The 15,587-nt window shown below is 72.7% G+C and carries 13 protein-coding genes and 1 other RNA gene; 8 read left to right on the forward strand and 6 right to left on the reverse strand.

Going from position 1 to position 15,587, the window contains the following annotated elements:
* Positions 1-45: 45 nt before the first annotated feature.
* Positions 46-1,518 (forward strand): right-handed parallel beta-helix repeat-containing protein, encoded by a 1,473-nt coding sequence (locus tag WMF43_RS49770; protein ID WP_437676001.1) that lies wholly within the window; start codon positions 46-48, stop codon positions 1,516-1,518.
* A 102-nt stretch (positions 1,519-1,620) separates the two neighbouring features.
* On the opposite strand, the gene ffs is transcribed toward WMF43_RS49770, so the two are convergent.
* An RNA gene (ffs, locus tag WMF43_RS49775) (signal recognition particle sRNA small type) lies at positions 1,621-1,710 on the reverse strand.
* A gap of 230 nt (positions 1,711-1,940) precedes the next feature.
* Between ffs and WMF43_RS49780 the strand changes: the two genes are divergently transcribed.
* Positions 1,941-2,729 carry a hypothetical protein gene (locus WMF43_RS49780; RefSeq protein WP_437676003.1) on the forward strand — a complete coding sequence of 263 codons (789 nt, stop codon included), beginning with the start codon at positions 1,941-1,943 and terminating at the stop codon, positions 2,727-2,729.
* Positions 2,730-2,776: 47 nt separating this feature from the next.
* Here WMF43_RS49780 and WMF43_RS49785 read toward each other — a convergent pair whose 3' ends face one another.
* Positions 2,777-3,700 carry a hypothetical protein gene (locus WMF43_RS49785; protein WP_437676005.1) on the reverse strand — a complete coding sequence of 308 codons (924 nt, stop codon included), beginning with the start codon at positions 3,698-3,700 and terminating at the stop codon, positions 2,777-2,779.
* 105 nt (positions 3,701-3,805) lie between these two features.
* Here WMF43_RS49785 and def point away from each other — a divergent pair, with 105 nt between their 5' ends.
* A complete protein-coding gene (gene def / locus WMF43_RS49790) occupies positions 3,806-4,381 on the forward strand; it encodes a peptide deformylase (protein ID WP_437676006.1) in 576 nt (191 codons plus the stop codon).
* Positions 4,382-4,451: 70 nt separating this feature from the next.
* On the opposite strand, the gene WMF43_RS49795 is transcribed toward def, so the two are convergent.
* The 3 genes from WMF43_RS49795 to dnaK form a co-directional block, all read right to left on the reverse strand.
* Positions 4,452-4,961 (reverse strand): TraR/DksA family transcriptional regulator, encoded by a 510-nt coding sequence (locus tag WMF43_RS49795; RefSeq protein WP_437676008.1) that lies wholly within the window; start codon positions 4,959-4,961, stop codon positions 4,452-4,454.
* A 154-nt stretch (positions 4,962-5,115) separates the two neighbouring features.
* Entirely contained in the window at positions 5,116-7,152 is a 2,037-nt protein-coding gene (locus tag WMF43_RS49800) for a hypothetical protein (protein WP_437676010.1), read from the reverse strand.
* Positions 7,153-7,451: 299 nt separating this feature from the next.
* Complete coding sequence (gene dnaK, locus WMF43_RS49805) at positions 7,452-9,371, reverse strand: molecular chaperone DnaK (protein WP_437676012.1); 1,920 nt, start codon at positions 9,369-9,371, stop codon at positions 7,452-7,454.
* 458 nt (positions 9,372-9,829) lie between these two features.
* Here dnaK and rpmE point away from each other — a divergent pair, with 458 nt between their 5' ends.
* From rpmE to WMF43_RS49830, 5 genes are all read left to right on the forward strand, one after another.
* A complete protein-coding gene (gene rpmE / locus WMF43_RS49810; RefSeq protein ID WP_437676014.1) occupies positions 9,830-10,045 on the forward strand; it encodes a 50S ribosomal protein L31 in 216 nt (71 codons plus the stop codon).
* Between the two features lie 270 nt (positions 10,046-10,315).
* On the forward strand, positions 10,316-11,440 hold the full coding sequence (locus WMF43_RS49815; RefSeq protein ID WP_437676015.1) for a DUF1385 domain-containing protein: 1,125 nt from the start codon (positions 10,316-10,318) through the stop codon (positions 11,438-11,440).
* Between the two features lie 57 nt (positions 11,441-11,497).
* Entirely contained in the window at positions 11,498-12,601 is a 1,104-nt protein-coding gene (gene prfA / locus WMF43_RS49820; protein WP_437676017.1) for a peptide chain release factor 1, read from the forward strand.
* Positions 12,598-13,155, forward strand: a complete 558-nt coding sequence (locus WMF43_RS49825; RefSeq protein WP_437676018.1) for a hypothetical protein — start codon at positions 12,598-12,600, stop codon at positions 13,153-13,155. Before prfA ends, WMF43_RS49825 begins: the two co-directional genes overlap by 4 nt.
* A 9-nt stretch (positions 13,156-13,164) precedes the next feature.
* Entirely contained in the window at positions 13,165-13,503 is a 339-nt protein-coding gene (locus tag WMF43_RS49830) for a histidine triad nucleotide-binding protein (RefSeq protein ID WP_437676020.1), read from the forward strand.
* Between the two features lie 16 nt (positions 13,504-13,519).
* On the opposite strand, the gene WMF43_RS49835 is transcribed toward WMF43_RS49830, so the two are convergent.
* On the reverse strand, positions 13,520-15,583 hold the full coding sequence (locus WMF43_RS49835; RefSeq protein WP_437676021.1) for an FAD-binding protein: 2,064 nt from the start codon (positions 15,581-15,583) through the stop codon (positions 13,520-13,522).
* Positions 15,584-15,587 lie beyond the last annotated feature (4 nt).

Genomic DNA, 15,587 nt, shown 5'->3' on the forward strand with positions numbered 1-15,587 from the left:
GGTGGCGTTCAGCGGCGCGGCGTGGCCGCGAGGGAGACGTTCGTGATGATCGAGGTTCGGAATCAGGCAGCCCTCTTTTTGGCCGTTGCGGCGGCGCTCGGCGCGGCGGCGCTCGGGTGTGCGTCGGACCCGGAGCCGCCGAGCGCGTGCCCCCCTGACGGCCTCACCGCCTCCGGGGCGTGCGCCGGGGTCCCCGCCGGCGCGCTCTGCGGCGGCGACTTCTGCGCCGAGGGCGTCGCCTGCGCGGAGGTGATCGAGGTCTCGAGCGACGCGGCGCTGTCGTCGGCCGCCGCGGCTGCCGCCCCTGGCGCGTGCGTCGCGCTCGGTCCCGGCGCCTACGGCCCGGTCGTGTTGCCGCCCGGCGTGAGCTTGCTCGGCAGGGGCGCCGGCTCCGTGAGCGTGGCGTCGGTCTCGATCGCGGCCGGCGACCGCGCCGTCCTCCGGGGGATCACGGTCGGGGCGGGCGGCGTGCAGGTCGCGGGCGGCGCGCGGGCGCGGATCGAGGCGGTGCGCGTCCTCGGGAGCGCCTCCGACGGCGTGACGCTCGGTCCGGGCGCGTCGCTCGACGTCGCCGCGTCGGCCATCGAGGGCTCGGCCCGCTACGGTCTGAGCGCGTTCGACGCGGGCCGCGTGACCGTGGCGCGGTCGATCATCACCGGCTCGGGGGGGCCGGGGCTGTGGGCGCAGTGCGCCGGCGGCTGCGATTGCGAGGCGCCGGTGGAGCTCGACGTCGAGGACGTGATCCTCCGCGACAACAAGCTGGTCGGGGTGTCGCTCGTCGGCGCGCGCGCCGCGATGTCCGCCGTCGAGGTGAGCGGCAACGGCCTGCGCGGGTTCGATCCGAGCGGCGGCGTCTCGGCGTCCGCGTGCGCGACCCTCGACGCGACGGCGCTCCGGATCGCCGACAACAGCGGGTTCGGTCTGCTGATCGACGGGGCCAGCGCCTCGCTCGGCGGCGGCGGCGAGGGCTTCGAGGTGAGCGGCAGCCACCCCGGGGTCTGGATCCAGAACACGACGGCGGAGCAGACCGTCGAGCTGCGGGACGGCGTCGTCGAGCGGAACCGGGCCATCGGCCTCGGGATGAGCGGCGAGGCCCGCGGCATCATCATCATCGGCATGCGCGTCGCCGACACCCTCGCCGACTCGACCGCGGTGGTGGTCGACGGCAATCTCTCGCAGGAGGTCGTGGGCGACGGCGTGAGCTGGCAGGAGCGGGCGCAGGCCGCGATCTCCGGTCTGCTCCTGAGCGGCAACGGGCTCACGTCGGCCAACCCTTCCGTCAGCCCGTCCCGGCGCGCGAGCGTGCTCATCGACGGCGGCGTCGGGCTGGACAGCAGCCTCGCGGACGTGACGCTGCAGGACGGCGACGAGGCGGCCGGCATCGTGCAGCAGCGGCTGCCCGAAGGTGGCGTGAGCCCGCTGCGCGGCGCCGGCGTCCCGCCCCTGCGCATCACCCAGGACGTGCTGTTCTCCGTTCCGGTGGCGCCGGCCATCCCGGCGGCGCCTGGAGACCCCTAGCGGCTCGCGACGCCGAAGCAGCGCGGCTGTCCGCCGGGCCCGCAACGGGCGCTGCGACGCGGCGCTCGCGTTGGGGTCAGCGCACCTACAACGGCGACAAAAAGTAAGTGGGCCCGCCACACCCGCTCTCCGCTACCGTTGCTCCCTTCCGGGCCTGGCGGGGTTCACGGCGCGCTGTCGGCGGACCCATGAGGTCTCGGCGCTTTCGCCTGACGACGTGGACACTTCGTAATCGAACCTCGGCCCTCTGTCGAGCCCCCATGGAGCCCTCGGCGCATTCTCTCGGTCGGCGCCCGACGCCGCGCCGTCGCGCGTCAGGGGCAGGCGTCCCCTCGCGGCGCTCACCCCGGGACAACCGTCATGGCCAAGTGCATCGCCCGGGACTTGCCTCGTACGGGAAGGACCGTACGCTTGGAGGAGTCGTGAATCCGTTCGATTCCGAGGACGAGGGACGGAGCAGCCGGCTCATTCCGTCGCTTCTATTCATCGGCACGGCGGCGCTGGCGGCCGCCGCGCTCCGGTTCGCCTGGCAGCAGCCGTTGGCCATGGTGGTCGTGCTCGGCGGGGTCCTCGCGTTCGTCGCGGGCCGCTGGCTCGCTCGCCGCAAGCTGCGCCGGCTGCTGCGCTCGGGCGACGTGCGGTCGGTGCTCCAGCGCTGGTCGCCGACGCTGCACCGCATCCCGCACCCGGCCACGATGGCGCCGCTCATGACGGCGACGGCGTTCGCCGCGTATGGCTGGGTCGACAAGGCGCGCGCGGCGATGGCCGCTGCCGAGCGCGGGCCCGCGTGGGATGCGGCCCTCGAGCACCGGCTCTTCCTCGACACGCTCCTCTACACCTTCGAGGGCGACCGCGACGCGGCCCTCGAGCAGGCGGGGCGCCTGGAGCGCCTCCCGCTGCCGAACGTCAGCTCTCCCTTCCGCGATCGGGTGGTCACGCTCCGGGCGGCTGCCGGCGCGCTCGCCCGCGCCTTCGCCCACAAGAGCGTCCCCGGCGACCGCGCGCTGCTGGAGCGCGCGAGCGAGGCCAGCCCGCTCGTGTTCTGGGCGATGCGTTACGCCGCGGCCGTCGTCGCCATCGACGAGGGCGAGCTCACCCGGGTTGAGGCGCTCCTCGCCAACGCCCCGTCGTGGCCGCAGGAGTCCACGTTCCGCGCTTTCCACGACGAGATCGCCGACCGCGCCGGCCTTGCCCGCCCGGCGAGCGCTTAGGCCTCCCCGGTTGCGGCGCGGGACCGCGCCTCCGGTTCCGCGTCCGCTCAGCCCTCGAACAGCGCGCGGATGTAGCAGTAGGCGCGCGCGTCGGGGGCTCCGCCGGCGCTCTCTTCCGGCGGGTCTGGCACGAACGCGCCGAGCGCGCCGAGCGCGCCGCCGAGCTCGAACGTGCGCACCAGGATCCTCGCGCGCATGCCGGCAAAACACGGCTTGCGGTAGGCGATCTCCACCTTGCGGGCGAGCAGCGCCGTGCTGCGCCCGTACGCGGCCAGCTGCCGGAGCGCGGCCTCCGCGAACAGCCGCGGGTACACGAGCGAGTTCACGTGCTGGTTCCCGTCGGTGTGGTCGAGGCCGAACGCGACGGAGATCGGATCCAGGGTCGGCTCCGCGTCGAGCGGCTCCGCGCCCTCTGGCAGGCCCATCAAGGCCTCCGGCGAGCGCCACGTGTAGCGATCGGGCGGCACCGCCGGCAGCCCCGGGTGCTCGAAGCGCAGCACCTTGCGGTCTCCTGGCGCGGCGAACGGCCGCGTGAAGACGTGCTCCGCGAACACCCGCCCGACCGGGATCGGCTCGCCGGCGCCGGGCGGCGGGGGGCCGTAGGTCCGTCCGCGGCGCCCGGTGGCCGTCAGCCACATGCAGAGGACCAGCCGGCTCACCTCGGCGGCGGCGTCCTCGGTGTGCGCGAGCTGGTAAAGGCCCCGCAGCTCCAGGGGATCTCGCGCGGCGATCGGCCCTTCGCCGCCCTCGATGATGCAGCGGGTGAGGATCGGGATGACCCCCTGCGCGCTCGCGAGCTCCGCGATCGGGCTCGTGCGGATGAGCTTCGCCCAGAGCGCGGGCCCGAGGCCGTACGGCAGCGCGTCCAGCATCACGTGGCCGTTCTGGCTCACGTCCTCGAAGCGGAGGTGCATGACCGCGGCCGCCTGCTGGTGCTCCGGGACGCTCGGCTCGTCGGGGAAGTAGCGCATGCCCCCTCTCCATAGCCGACGCCGCCGCGGTCCGCACCGCCGGGCGCGCGGGCGCCGCCGGGGTCGCCACGGCCCGCGCCTGCGCCCGTGTGGTACGCTGTTCGCGTGACGCTCCTGAAAATCGCCCACATCGGCAACCCCGTCCTCAGGCAGCGCGCGCGCGAGGTCACGCCGGAAGAGCTCTCCTCCCGCGCCATGCAGACGTTCATCGACGACCTCGTGGAGACGATGCGCGACGCGAACGGCGCGGGCATCGCCGCCCCGCAGGTACACGCGCCGGTGCGCATCTTCGCGGTCGAGGTCCAGGACAACCCGCGTTACCCGTACAAGCCCAATATCCCGCTCACGATCGTGGTCAATCCCGTCATCGAGCCGCTCACGCACGAGACGTTCGAGAACTACGAAGGGTGCCTGAGCGTCCCGAACCTGAGGGGCGTCGTCGACCGCACCACCGAGATCCGGCTGACCGGCCTGGATCGCGAGGGGCGGCCCATCGACCGCGTGGTGCGCGGCCTGTCGGCCGGCACCTTCCAGCACGAGAAGGACCACGTGGACGGCGTGCTCTTCGTCGACCGTGTGAAGGATCCGCGGACGCTCTGCACGTGGGCGGAGTTCGACCGCTACCACAAGCAGCCCTTCGTCGAGCGCATCGTCCCGTTCATCCAGCGGATGGGCGGCTGACGCGCGCGGCGCGCCGGCGGGAAACGCGCTGGCCTGGCGCCAACACGTTTCCCGGCCGGCAGGGCGGGCGTCAGGAGCCGCCGCCGGTCCGCTCTTCGCGCTCGATCTGCTCCTGGTAGGCGACGCTGTAGCGCGCCCACGGGCGCAGCCGGAGCCGGCGGTAGCCGATGGGCTCGCCGGTGCCCTCGCACATCCCGTAAGTCCCTTCCTTCATCTTGGCGAGCGCGCGATCGATCTCGGCGAGCACCCGGACATCGCGCTCCAGGAGCTTCGACGTCAGGGAGGTCGCCCCTTCGGCGTTCGCCTCATCCATCTCGTCGCCGACCTCGCGCGAGACGTCGCGCTCCGCGTGCTGCCGCTCGTCGATCAGCGCGACCAGGCTCGCCCGGCGCTCCTCGAGCGCCTGCCTGAGCTCGCCGAGCTGCTCTGGTGTCAGCTCGGGCAGATCGGAGTCGTCCACATCGGGCGTCGGGCGTCGCACGGGCGGCTTCGGCATCGGGGCTGCCGCGGTGGTGCTCCCGGACGTCTCCGGTCGCGCCGGGCTCGTTCCGTCGCGACCCGCACCTTCACGATTGGTCATGGGTTTCCTCTCATCTTTATCGGGCAGGCGAGCAATTCACGTACCGGTCATGAACGTGGGCGGACGACGCACGCGCGAGGTCTGGCGACCGAAGCACACGACCGATCAGGAGCGGCCTCGCTGGGCTCCTGGATGTGATAGCGCATCGGTGAGCTTATGGCTTCGTGATGCCGGCCATCTGAAGCCCCGCCGCGAGGAGCGCGCCGATGTCCTCGAGCACGGGCTTCGACAGGTTGATCGAGATCGCGGGGCGAGGCCCGGCGCCACCCTGGTCCTGGGCCGTGACCAGCATCAGCCCTTCCCCTTTGTGGGGCAGCTTTGCCAGCGCGTCGCCGAACTGCTGGACGTCCACCAGGGGCTGCATGCCCCCTCCTGCGCCGGAGCCGCCCAGCGTCGTGAGCACGCGCTGGATGCCGCGGGTGATCGGGGCGAGCGTCGAGAAACCGCCGTAGACGAACTTCCCGCTCTTCAGCGGCTCGAGCCCTGGACGCGACGCGAGCGTCTCCGCGTCGGGCGCGCCCGCCTTCACCATGCCGAGCCGCCTCAGCAGCTCGCGCCTGTCATCCCCGAACGCGATCCAGGTCGTCTTCTCCTCGCCCATGAGCAGCAGGTGCAGCGTCACGGTCGTGGGCTTGGGCTTGGCCTTGTTGCCGGGCGGGGTCGAGCCCGCCGCGGCGCCGTCATCCAGCTTCGGGATGTCCTTGATCTGGATCTCGATGGCGAGCGCGTTCTTCCCGAGCTCCTTCGGCGCCGGCACCGTCTTGACGGTCGGCAGCTGCTTCGGATCGATGTCGACCTCCGGCAGCCGCGTGCGCAGCCCGGGCGTGTTGTAGGCGACGACGGCGTTCTTCAGGTACTTGACGATCCCGTCGGGCGCCGCGTCGACGCCGTACAGGTTCCAGCCGATGAAGCCGTCCAGCAGGCCGTCGAGGCGCTCGTTCGGCGTCGCCTGCCCGGCCTTCGCCGCAGCCGGCGCCGGAGCGGTGCGCCCGTGGGCGGACACGCTCGCGGCCGGCTGGGTCAACGGCAGCGAGAGGATGTCGGCGAGCGCCTTGCGATCGGCGGGTTTGCCGATCTTCTCCTTCTCCAGCCATCCCTCGAGCATCACCCGCAGCGTCTTCAAGATGTCGCCGTAACGCGTCGGGTCTCCTCCCTGGTCGAAGAAGGCGCCGTGGCTGTCCTTCGGCGCGCGCCAGTAGAGCGCCGGCGCGGGCCCAGCCCGGCGCGCCTCGTCGGCCAGCGTCCCCGCGAGCCAGGACGACTGGCCCCGGAGCTCCAGGCCCGCCGTGAGGTTCATGCAGGACTGGCTGTCGACGCGGACGTCGATGAACGCCTTGCCCGCGTCGTCGATCAGCGCCTCGAGCTCCCCCTGGACGGCGGTGGCCGCGTCGGTGAGCGCCCGGTCGAACTGCGGCTGCCCGATCGCGAGCTGGCTCTGCGCCAGGATCGGGAGGCCCCGGAGATCCCGCTTCGCCATCTCGCCGTACTTCGCGCTGAGCGGGACGAAGCGGACCTCGCCGTGGAGGTCGCGCTCCTCGGGCGAGAGCGTCGGCAGCGTGCGCGCCAGGTAAGGCCCGAGCGCCATCACGTCCCGATCGCGATCGCCGCAGAGGAGGCGCGCCGGCGCCGAGCCCGCGGACGCGGCGAGGAAGCAGCTCGATGAGGAGGGCTCCTTGCCGCCGATCTTCCACATGCCCGGCTTCACCTCGGTGAGGGTGGCGCCCGTCTCGAGCGCGCCCCGCGCCCGCTCCAGCGACGTGAGGCCGAGCGACACGGCCGCCACCGGCTTGGCCTGCTTCGCGCTCTCGTCGAGCGCGACCAGCAGGTGCACGGGCGCGTCGAGCGCGAGCACCCCGGCGAGCTGGTTCGCGTCGATGGACGAGCTCACGAGCTCGCCCAGCAAGGTCGAGGCGATCGCCTGCGCGCTCGCGTCGGCGACGGTCGGCGACAGCCCGGCGCACGCGGCGAGGCTCGACAGCGTGGCCGAAGGGTTGCCCCAGCGCACCACGCCCACGACCGCGGCCGGCTCGGCGACGGGGGACAGATCGAACGCGGGGCTGGCGGCGGCCTGTGACGGGCCGACCTTGACCTCACCCTGCCCGCCTGCCGGCGAGGCAGGCGTGGGGGACGGCCCACACGCGGCGGGACCGGCCAGCAGGACCAGGGTGGCGAGCGGCAGGAGGTTTCGCATGAGCGCCGGTTATACGGCCCCGGGACATCCGAGTCGACGCCCAAGGAGATCGTCGCGCTGCAAGGAGGTGGTCTGCAGCTGACCTTGCGCTGCAAACGAAAATGAGCGCGGGCGCGGAGCCGCGCTCGTGGCGCTGCAAACGAAAATGAGCGCGGGCGCGGAGCCGCGCTCGTGGCGCTGCAAATGAAAACCGGACGCGGGCCGGAGCCGCGCTCGTGGCGCTGCAAATGAAAAACGAGCGCGGCAGGGACCGCGCTCGTCGGGGGGGCAGGGGCGCGAGCGCCCCCGCGGCGGTCAGGTCAGTTCGACTCCTCGAACTCCGCGTCGATGACCGAGTCCTTCCCCTTGCCGCCGGCCGGCGGCGGCTGGCCACCCGCGGCCCCGGGAGGCGCCGCGCCCGGGCCGCCGTCCGGCGGCGGGCCGGCCTTCTCGTACATGACGCTCGCGATCCGGTGCGCTTCCTTCTCGAGCTTCTCCAGCGCCGCGGTCACGGCCGCGTCGTCCTGCTTCTCGATGGCCGAGCGCCCCTCGGCGATGATCCCGTTCAGCGCCGAGACGTCGCCCTCCGGCAGCTTCTCCTTGTTCTCGCTGATCGTCTTCTCCAGCGTGTAGCAGAGGTTATCGAGCTTGTTGCGCCGCTCGATCTCCTCGCGCCGGCGCTTGTCCTCGGCCTCGTGCGTCGCCGCCTCGTTCACCATCCGGTTGATCTCGTCCTCCTTCAGGCCGCCCGACGCGGTGATCGTGATCCGCTGGTCCTTGCCCGTGGCCGTGTCCTTCGCGTGCACCGACAGGATGCCGTTCGCGTCGATGTCGAACGTCACCTCGATCTTCGGCACGCCGCGGGGCGCCGGCATGATGCCTTCCAGGTGGAAGCGGCCCAGGGTCCGGTTGTAGCGGGCCTCGGTCCGCTCGCCCTGGAGGACGTGGACCTCGACGCTCGGCTGGCTGTCGGTCGCGGTCGAGAAGATCTCCTTCTTCTGCGTCGGGATCGTGGTGTTCCTCTGGATCATCACGGTCATCACGCCGCCGAGCGTCTCGACGCCGAGCGAGAGCGGCGTCACGTCGAGCAGCACGAGATCCTTCACGTCGCCGGAGAGCACGCCCGCCTGGACCGCGGCGCCGACGGCCACGACCTCGTCCGGGTTCACGCCGCGGTGGGGCTCCTTGCCGAAGAACTTCTTGACCGTCTCCTGCACCAGCGGGATGCGGGTCGAGCCGCCGACGAGGACGACCTCGTCGATCTGCTGCGGCGTCTTCTTCGCGTCCGCGAGCGCCTTGCGCGTCGGCTCGAGCGTGCGGTCGATGAGCGGCCGGATCATCTGCTCGAGCTTCGCCCGGGTCAGCTGCTTCTGGAGGTGCTTCGGCCCCGAGGCGTCCGCGGTCAAGAACGGCAGGTTGACCGTCGTCTCCTGCACGGTCGACAGCTCGATCTTCGCCTGCTCCGCGGCGTCCTTGAGCCGCTGCACGACCATCTTGTCGTTCGAGACGTCGATGCCCGTGTCCTTCTTGAACTCGGCCGCGAGCCAGTCCATCACGAGGTGGTCGACGTCGTCGCCGCCGAGGTGCGTGTCGCCGTTGGTCGAGATGACCTGCACGACGTTGTCGCCGACCTCGAGGATCGAGATGTCGAACGTGCCGCCGCCGAAGTCGTAGACGGCGATGACCTGCTCGTTCTTCTTGTCGAGCCCGTACGCGAGCGCGGCCGCCGTGGGCTCGTTGACGATGCGCTTCACGTCGAGCCCGGCGATGCGGCCGGCGTCCTTGGTCGCCTGCCGCTGCGAGTCGTTGAAGTAGGCTGGCACCGTGATGACGGCCTCGGTCACCTTCTCGCCGAGGTAGTCCTCCGCGGCCTTCTTCAGCTTCTGGAGGACCTTCGCGGAGACCTCGGGCGGCGACATCTGCTTGCCGCGCACCTCGATCGCCACGTCGCCGTTCTTGCCCCGGCTGACCTTGAACGGGACGCGCTTCGACTCCTCCTGCCCCTCCTCGAAGCGGCGTCCGATGAAGCGCTTGGCCGAGTAGATCGTGTTGGTGGGGTTCGTGACCGCCTGGCGCTTGGCGATCTGTCCGACGAGCACCTCGCCCTTGTCGTCCCAGGCCACGACGGAGGGCGTGAGCCGAGAGCCCTCCTCATTCACGATGACCTTGGGCTCCTTCCCCTCCATCACCGCGACGACGCTGTTGGTCGTGCCGAGATCGATGCCGATGATCTTGCCCATGACGTTTGAACCCTCCGAGAAGTTTGTAGGCGACGGCCTGTAGCCGCGGGGGGCGAGAAGACCCGACTGGCCAGCAGGGCTCGGCTGACAGCTGCCGCGAGCCCCTGCTCCAGAGCCGTCAAAAACCGCTGGAAATCCGGATACTTTCGCCTGTTTTCTCGAGCTCTCTGGCTCGCGACCGCGAAGCTAACCATGTGCGTCCGAGCGTCAACGCCGGCCCTAGCAATTGCCGTGCGAGCCATCCGTCGCCCCCCCGGACCTTGACCAGGGCGCCCCGGAGCCGCACGGTGTGCCTCCGCCCTGCGGACGGCGCAACTAGGCGTAATCACGCGTGAACACGCGCAACCACGCGGACCACGTGTGCGACGTGTAACTGAGGGCGCGGCGGCGGGCTTCTTGCGGTCCCGGACGGTCCGAGCTATAGGCGCCACCCCCTCGTAACACCCGAAGGATTCACCATGAAGGCCGGCATCCACCCCGACTACAAGGACGCAACGATCACCTGCGCGTGCGGCGCGGTCGTCGAGACCCGCTCCACCCGCGGCAGCTTCACGACCGACGTCTGCTCCGCGTGCCACCCGTTCTACACGGGCAAGCACAAGATCATGGACGTCGCCGGCCGCGTCGATCGCTTCCGCAAGAAGTACGCGACCGCCGGCAAGTCGGCGGGCTGAGCGCGCCCTCCGATCCCCCACATCCCTCTCCAGAGTTTCCCGCCGTGCCGCGCCCCCACGGGGCGTGGCCAGGCGTCCTGGTACGTCCCGAGCCGGTCGCCGCTCGGCCCGAGCGGTCGAGACGGCGGCCTTCGCGACGCCGTCATCATCCCCTGCAGCGCTGGTCGGCCGGGCCGATGCGCCAGCCGCGTTATGCGCTAGATTGGAACGCGTATGAGCGAGCAGCCTGCACGTCCGTATATCGGCGGCCAAGCGGTGATTGAAGGGGTGATGATGCGTTCGCCGACCTCGGTCGCGATCGTCTGCCGACGCCGCTCGGGGGAGCTCGTGGTGCGCGAGCAGCCGATGAGCGCGGTCGCGAAGGGGCCGCGCACGTGGCCCTTCGTGCGGGGGGTCGCGACGCTCGTCGAGTCGCTGCGCCTCGGATCGCAGGCGCTGCGCTGGTCTGCGGACCTCTACGAGCAGGATCTCTCGGCCGAAGAGGCGGCCTCGGCCAAGGGGCCGGCGTCCAAGCGGCCGAGCTCCGCCACGTCGGGCGGGGCGAGCCTCTCCTCGCTGGCGCTCAGCATGGCCGCGATCGCGGCGCAGGACGTCGAGCCTGCGGCGCTGCGCGCGGGCGGGCCCGCCCCGGGGCCCGACGGCGCGGACGCGAAGAAGAAGGGCGGAGGGATGGGCCTGCTCCCGATCGCCTTCGCGATCCTGCTCTTCGTGGCGGCGCCCCAGGCCGGCGCCGAGCTGATCAACAAGGTCTTCGGCCTCGGGCTGGAGGTGACGTCGCCCGCGTACCAGGCGATCACCGGCGTGGCGAAGCTCGCCATCGTCGTCACCTACCTGTTCCTGATCCGCCAGATCCCCGAGGTGAAGCGCGTGTTCCAGTACCACGGGGCGGAGCACAAGGCGATCTCGACCTACGAGGCGCGCGAGGAGCTCGAGGTCGCGAACGCGCGCCGAAAGACGGCGATGCACCCGCGCTGCGGCACGACGTTCCTGGTCATGGTGGCGCTCGTGTCCATCGTGGTGTTCTCGATGGCCGGCGCGTCCCTCGGCGCGCTCCTGCCCAAGCTGCCCGGCGGGCGGGTCGTCGAGAGCGTCGGCTTCTTCCTGATGAAGCTGCCGTTCCTGCCGCTGATCGCCGCGGTGACCTTCGAGATCCAGCGGCTCTTCGCGCGCTACTGCACGACCGGTCCCCTCCGCGTGCTGCTCTGGCCGGGGTTCCTGGTCCAGAAGATCACGACCGCCGAGCCCGACGACGCGCAGCTCGAGATCGCCCTCGCCTCGCTCCGCGCGACGCTCTGGCGCGAGGAGGCGGTGGCCGCGCCAGTCCAGCCGGACCGCGTGTTCCCGGACTATGCCAAGCTGCTGGCCGACCCCGGCTACGCTGGCGCCCACAGCTAACGCGCGCCGGCGCCGCCCCTCGCCCGCCGTCAACTCCGCGCCGTCTTCGGATTGCAGATGCTACCTATCGCGAAACTCGAGGCGGTCCAGCGCCGCTTTCAGGAACTCGACCACCTCATGTGCAGCCCGGCGGTGCTCTCCGATCCGGCCGGGCTCCAGCGGCTGAACCGCGAGCGCACCGAGCTCGAGCCGGTGGTCGCGGCGTTCGCCCGGCTCCGCGACGTCGAGCGGCGCATCGCCGAGGATCGCGAGGCGCTCGGCGATCCCGACCTGTCCGAGCTCGCGCAGGCGGAGCTGCCCGAGCTCGAGCGCGAGCGCGAGCGGCTGGCCGGCGAGCTCGAGGTGCTGCTCCTGCCGAAGGATCCGAACGACGCGCGGAACACCGTGATCGAGATCCGGAGCGGCGAGGGCGGGGAGGAGGCGGCCCTGTTCGCCGCCGACCTCTTCCGGATGCTCTGCCGTTACGCGGAGACGAAGCGGTGGAAGGTCGAGGTGCTCAACCTGAGCGAGGCCTCCGCCGGCGGCTACAAGGAGGTCGCGGCGCTGATCTCGGGGCAGGACGTGTACTCCCACCTCCGCTACGAAGGCGGCGTGCACCGCGTGCAGCGGGTGCCCACGACCGAGACGCAGGGGCGCATCCACACCTCGACCGCGACCGTCGCCGTGCTGCCCGAGGCCGACGAGGTCGACGTGCACATCGACGAGAAGGACCTCGAGATCTCGATCGCCGCGTCGGGCGGCCCCGGCGGCCAGGGCGTCAACACCACGAACAGCGCCGTGCAGATCAAGCACCTGCCGACGGGCATGATCGTGAAGTGCCAGGACGAGCGCTCGCAGCTGAAGAACAAGGCGAAGGCGATGAAGGTGCTCCGGAGCCGGCTGCTCGAGCTCGAGCAGCGCCGGCAGGAGGAGGCGCAGAGCGCCGAGCGGCGGACGATGGTCGGCACCGGGGAGCGCGCGCAGAAGGTGCGGACCTACAACTTCCCGCAGAACCGCGTGACGGACCACCGGATCGGGCTCACGCTGCACAAGCTCGACAAGATCATCGAGGGGGGCCTGGACGAGCTCATCGGCGCCCTGCGCACGCACCGCCAGGCAGAGCTCCTGCGGCGCGGCGGGTTCTCGGGGCCCGGCGGCGGCGCCCTGGAGCCCGCGACGTGAGGGGGGCTCCGCCGATCGATCTGGAGGCGCTGCTCGTGGCGCTCGTGCTGGCGCCGTCGACCTTCTCGCGCAACCGCTTCTTCTCGCTCTACACCGACCCGGAGACGCGCCGGGTGCGGCGGCGGGCGGCGCTGCTCAGGGGCATCGTGCGGCAGCTGGTCTCGGGCGCGGACCGCGCCGGGCTCGCGCCCGCGGCGTCCGGCGGCGCGCTGCTCACGTACGACGTGCCGTCGCTGGGGCTGAAGCGCACCGCGGCGCTCGACGCGCTCGAGCTCGCGGTGCTCCGCTTCGCGGTCGCGCGCGGAGCCCCCGCGCCGGCCGCGGAGCAGGACGGGCCGCCGTCCGGCCCGGCGGCGGGCGCCGCGTTGCCCCCGGACCTGCTCCCCGAGCCGGCGGACACCTCGCGCATCGAGCGCGCGCTCGCCCGGCTGCTCCCCGAGGCGAACGAGGGCGGGGCGCTGGACGTCCCCGGCCCGGGAGAGCCGGGGGAGCCGGACGCCGCGCTCAGGTCGCTGCCGCGCGACCGCGTGCAGCGTGATACGCAAGCTCCGTAGGAGGCGACCATGTGCATCTTCTGCAAGATCGCGAACAAGGAGATCCCGGCGAAGATCGTGCTCGAGGACGATCAGGTGATCGCCTTCCACGACCTGAACCCGCAGGCGCCCACGCACGTGCTCATCATCCCGAAGCGCCACATCGCCGGGATCGGCCAGGCCGAGCCCGGGGACGAGGCCGTCCTCGGGCGGCTGCTGCTCGCGGCGAGGCGGGTGGCCGAGCAGGCGGGGATCGCGGAGAGCGGCTTCAGGATCGTGGTGAACCACGGCGCGAACGCCGGGCAGACGGTGTTCCACATCCATGTCCACGTGCTCGGCGGGCGGCCGATGGCGTGGCCGCCCGGCTGAGCGGATCCGGAGGCGGCTAACGCACGCCGCGGGCGGCGCCCGCCGCCGCCTCGAGCCACGCCGCCTCGGCGTCGCCGAGCGGCGGCTGTCTCTGGATCGAGGTCGGCAGCGCGCGCGGGCGCGACGCCCCGTGGGCGCGCAGGTGCACGGACGTGACGGAGCCGACGCGCCCCTGCATGCCGAGGAAGAGCGCGAAGAGATCCGGGCCCACCGCGCGCCGCGGGGCCGGGCGCACCTCGAGCTCGGCGCCGGACGCGAGCCGCGCGGTGAACCCGGCGACGAGGTGGTCCACCGGGTCGCTCCACGGATCCGGGGCGCCCGGGGCGCCGGCGGCGATCCAGGCGTCGATCGTGAGCTCGGGCGAGGCGCTGCCGAAATCGATCGCCAGCGTGAGGCCGCGCTGCTCGAGCGCGCGCTCGACCTCGCCGAGGCGGGCGGCGCCGGCGGCGTGCACGAGCAGGGCGTCGCGGTCGATCACGGGCGCCGCGGGCGGCGCCGGCGGCGGGCGGCGCGGCGCGGCGGGCGAGGCCTCGCGCGGGAGCAGGTTGCCCGGGTTCATGACCCCGGCAGGGTCGAAGACGGCCCGGAGCGCGTGGACGACGTCGGCGCCGAGGCCGAGCTCGGCGCCGAGCCGCGGCGCCTTGCTGCGGCCGACGCCGTGGTGATGCGAGAGCGTGCCGCCGGCGTCGATCGCGGCGTCGAGGGCCGCCCGCCACGCGGCGTCGTACTTCGCCTCCGCCGCCGCGACGCTCGGCGCGCTGCCGGCGAACGTGAAGTAGATGCTGCAGCCGTCCGGGTACGCGTGGGACAGGTGCGCCATCACGAAGACGTGCCGCCCGAGCGCCCCGCGGACGGCGCGGTAGAGCGCGCCGAGCCGCGACCAGGGCGCGGCGACCTCCATCGTGTCGCTGAACGCGCCCGCCATGAACACGGGCGCCTGGCGGTAGCTCACGCTGTAGCGGTGCGCGAGCCAGTGGCGCGCCGGCTCCTCGCCGAGCGGCCGGGCCCCGGCGCGCCCGGCGATCGCCGCGGCGCGGGCGAGATCCTCGGCGCTCGCGCGCGCCGTGCCCTCGAAGATCAGGATGAGCGTCGCGCCGCGGAGCACGCGCGCTCCGAGGGCGTCGACCACCTGGTTGAGCAGCCCCGGCGCGCGCAGCAGGCCGCGCAGCACGGCGGCGCCGGCCCCCGGGCCTCGCGCCGCGTGCGCGCGCGCGGCTGCCCCTTCCGTCGGCTCGGCGCCGGCGTCCGGGCCGCCGTGCGCGCGCTGGCGGCGCACGGCGCCGAGCCGCGCCATGAAGGAGTCGAACGGGTCGTAGAGCCGCGAGACGGCCGGGCGGAGGCCGGCCTGGAACATCTCCCGCATCGCGTCCCAGCCCGCCTCCAGGCTCGGGAACGAGAACGCGGCGAACGCGCGCGCCGGGGGCGCCGGGTGGAGCCGGAGCCGCGCCGCCGTGACCACGCCGAGCACGCCCTCGCTGCCGATGAGCAGCGGCGTCAGATCCGGGCCGCGCACGCGCCGCTCGAAGCGGACCACCTCGCCGCGGCCGACGACGCACTCGAGCGACGCGACCATGTCCTCGATCTTCCCGTAGAGCCCCGAGCACTGGCCGGCGCTGCGCGCCGCGACCCAGCCCCCGACGGTCGAGCAGAGGATCGACGACGGGAAGTGTCCGAGCGTGAAGCCCTCGGCGTTCAGCTCCTCCTCGAAGCGGATGCCGAGGGCGCCGGCCTCGATCTCCACCGAGGGGTCCTGCCGATCGAGCGCGCGGCGGCGGGAGAGCCGCTTCAGGTCGAGCACGACCGTGCGCTCGTCCGGCAAGACGCCGCCGCACACGCCCGAGCCGGCGCCGAACGGCACCAGCGGGAGGCCCTCGTCCGCGCAGAAGCGGACCACCTGCGCGACCTCCTCCGTGGACGCCGGCCAGACGATCGAGCCGGGCCGGTGCTCGGCGATGCGGCCCTCCGTCACCGCGAGGTGGTGCCGCGGCCAGAGGTCGCGGGCGTAGGCGATCTGGTCGACAGGGGAGGAGCTGCGCGGGATCCCGGGGAGAGCGCGCGCGATCGCGGCGTCGAGGCTCATTCCC

The organism is Sorangium sp. So ce131, assembly GCF_051519095.1.
Classification (GTDB): Bacteria; Myxococcota_A; Polyangia; order Polyangiales; family Polyangiaceae; genus Sorangium.

Coding starts and splice junctions, on each gene's coding strand:
- dnaK (WP_437676012.1), bottom strand. CDS start 9,371: ATGGGCAAGATCATCGGCATCGATCTCGGCACGACCAACAGCGTCGTC.
- WMF43_RS49815 (WP_437676015.1), top strand. CDS start 10,316: ATGATGCGTTCGCCGACCTCGGTCGCGATCGTCTGCCGACGCCGCTCG.
- WMF43_RS49785 (WP_437676005.1), bottom strand. CDS start 3,700: ATGCGCTACTTCCCCGACGAGCCGAGCGTCCCGGAGCACCAGCAGGCG.
- WMF43_RS49800 (WP_437676010.1), bottom strand. CDS start 7,152: ATGCGAAACCTCCTGCCGCTCGCCACCCTGGTCCTGCTGGCCGGTCCC.
- WMF43_RS49835 (WP_437676021.1), bottom strand. CDS start 15,583: ATGAGCCTCGACGCCGCGATCGCGCGCGCTCTCCCCGGGATCCCGCGC.
- WMF43_RS49795 (WP_437676008.1), bottom strand. CDS start 4,961: ATGACCAATCGTGAAGGTGCGGGTCGCGACGGAACGAGCCCGGCGCGA.
- WMF43_RS49830 (WP_437676020.1), top strand. CDS start 13,165: ATGTGCATCTTCTGCAAGATCGCGAACAAGGAGATCCCGGCGAAGATC.
- rpmE (WP_437676014.1), top strand. CDS start 9,830: ATGAAGGCCGGCATCCACCCCGACTACAAGGACGCAACGATCACCTGC.
- WMF43_RS49770 (WP_437676001.1), top strand. CDS start 46: ATGATCGAGGTTCGGAATCAGGCAGCCCTCTTTTTGGCCGTTGCGGCG.
- prfA (WP_437676017.1), top strand. CDS start 11,498: ATGCTACCTATCGCGAAACTCGAGGCGGTCCAGCGCCGCTTTCAGGAA.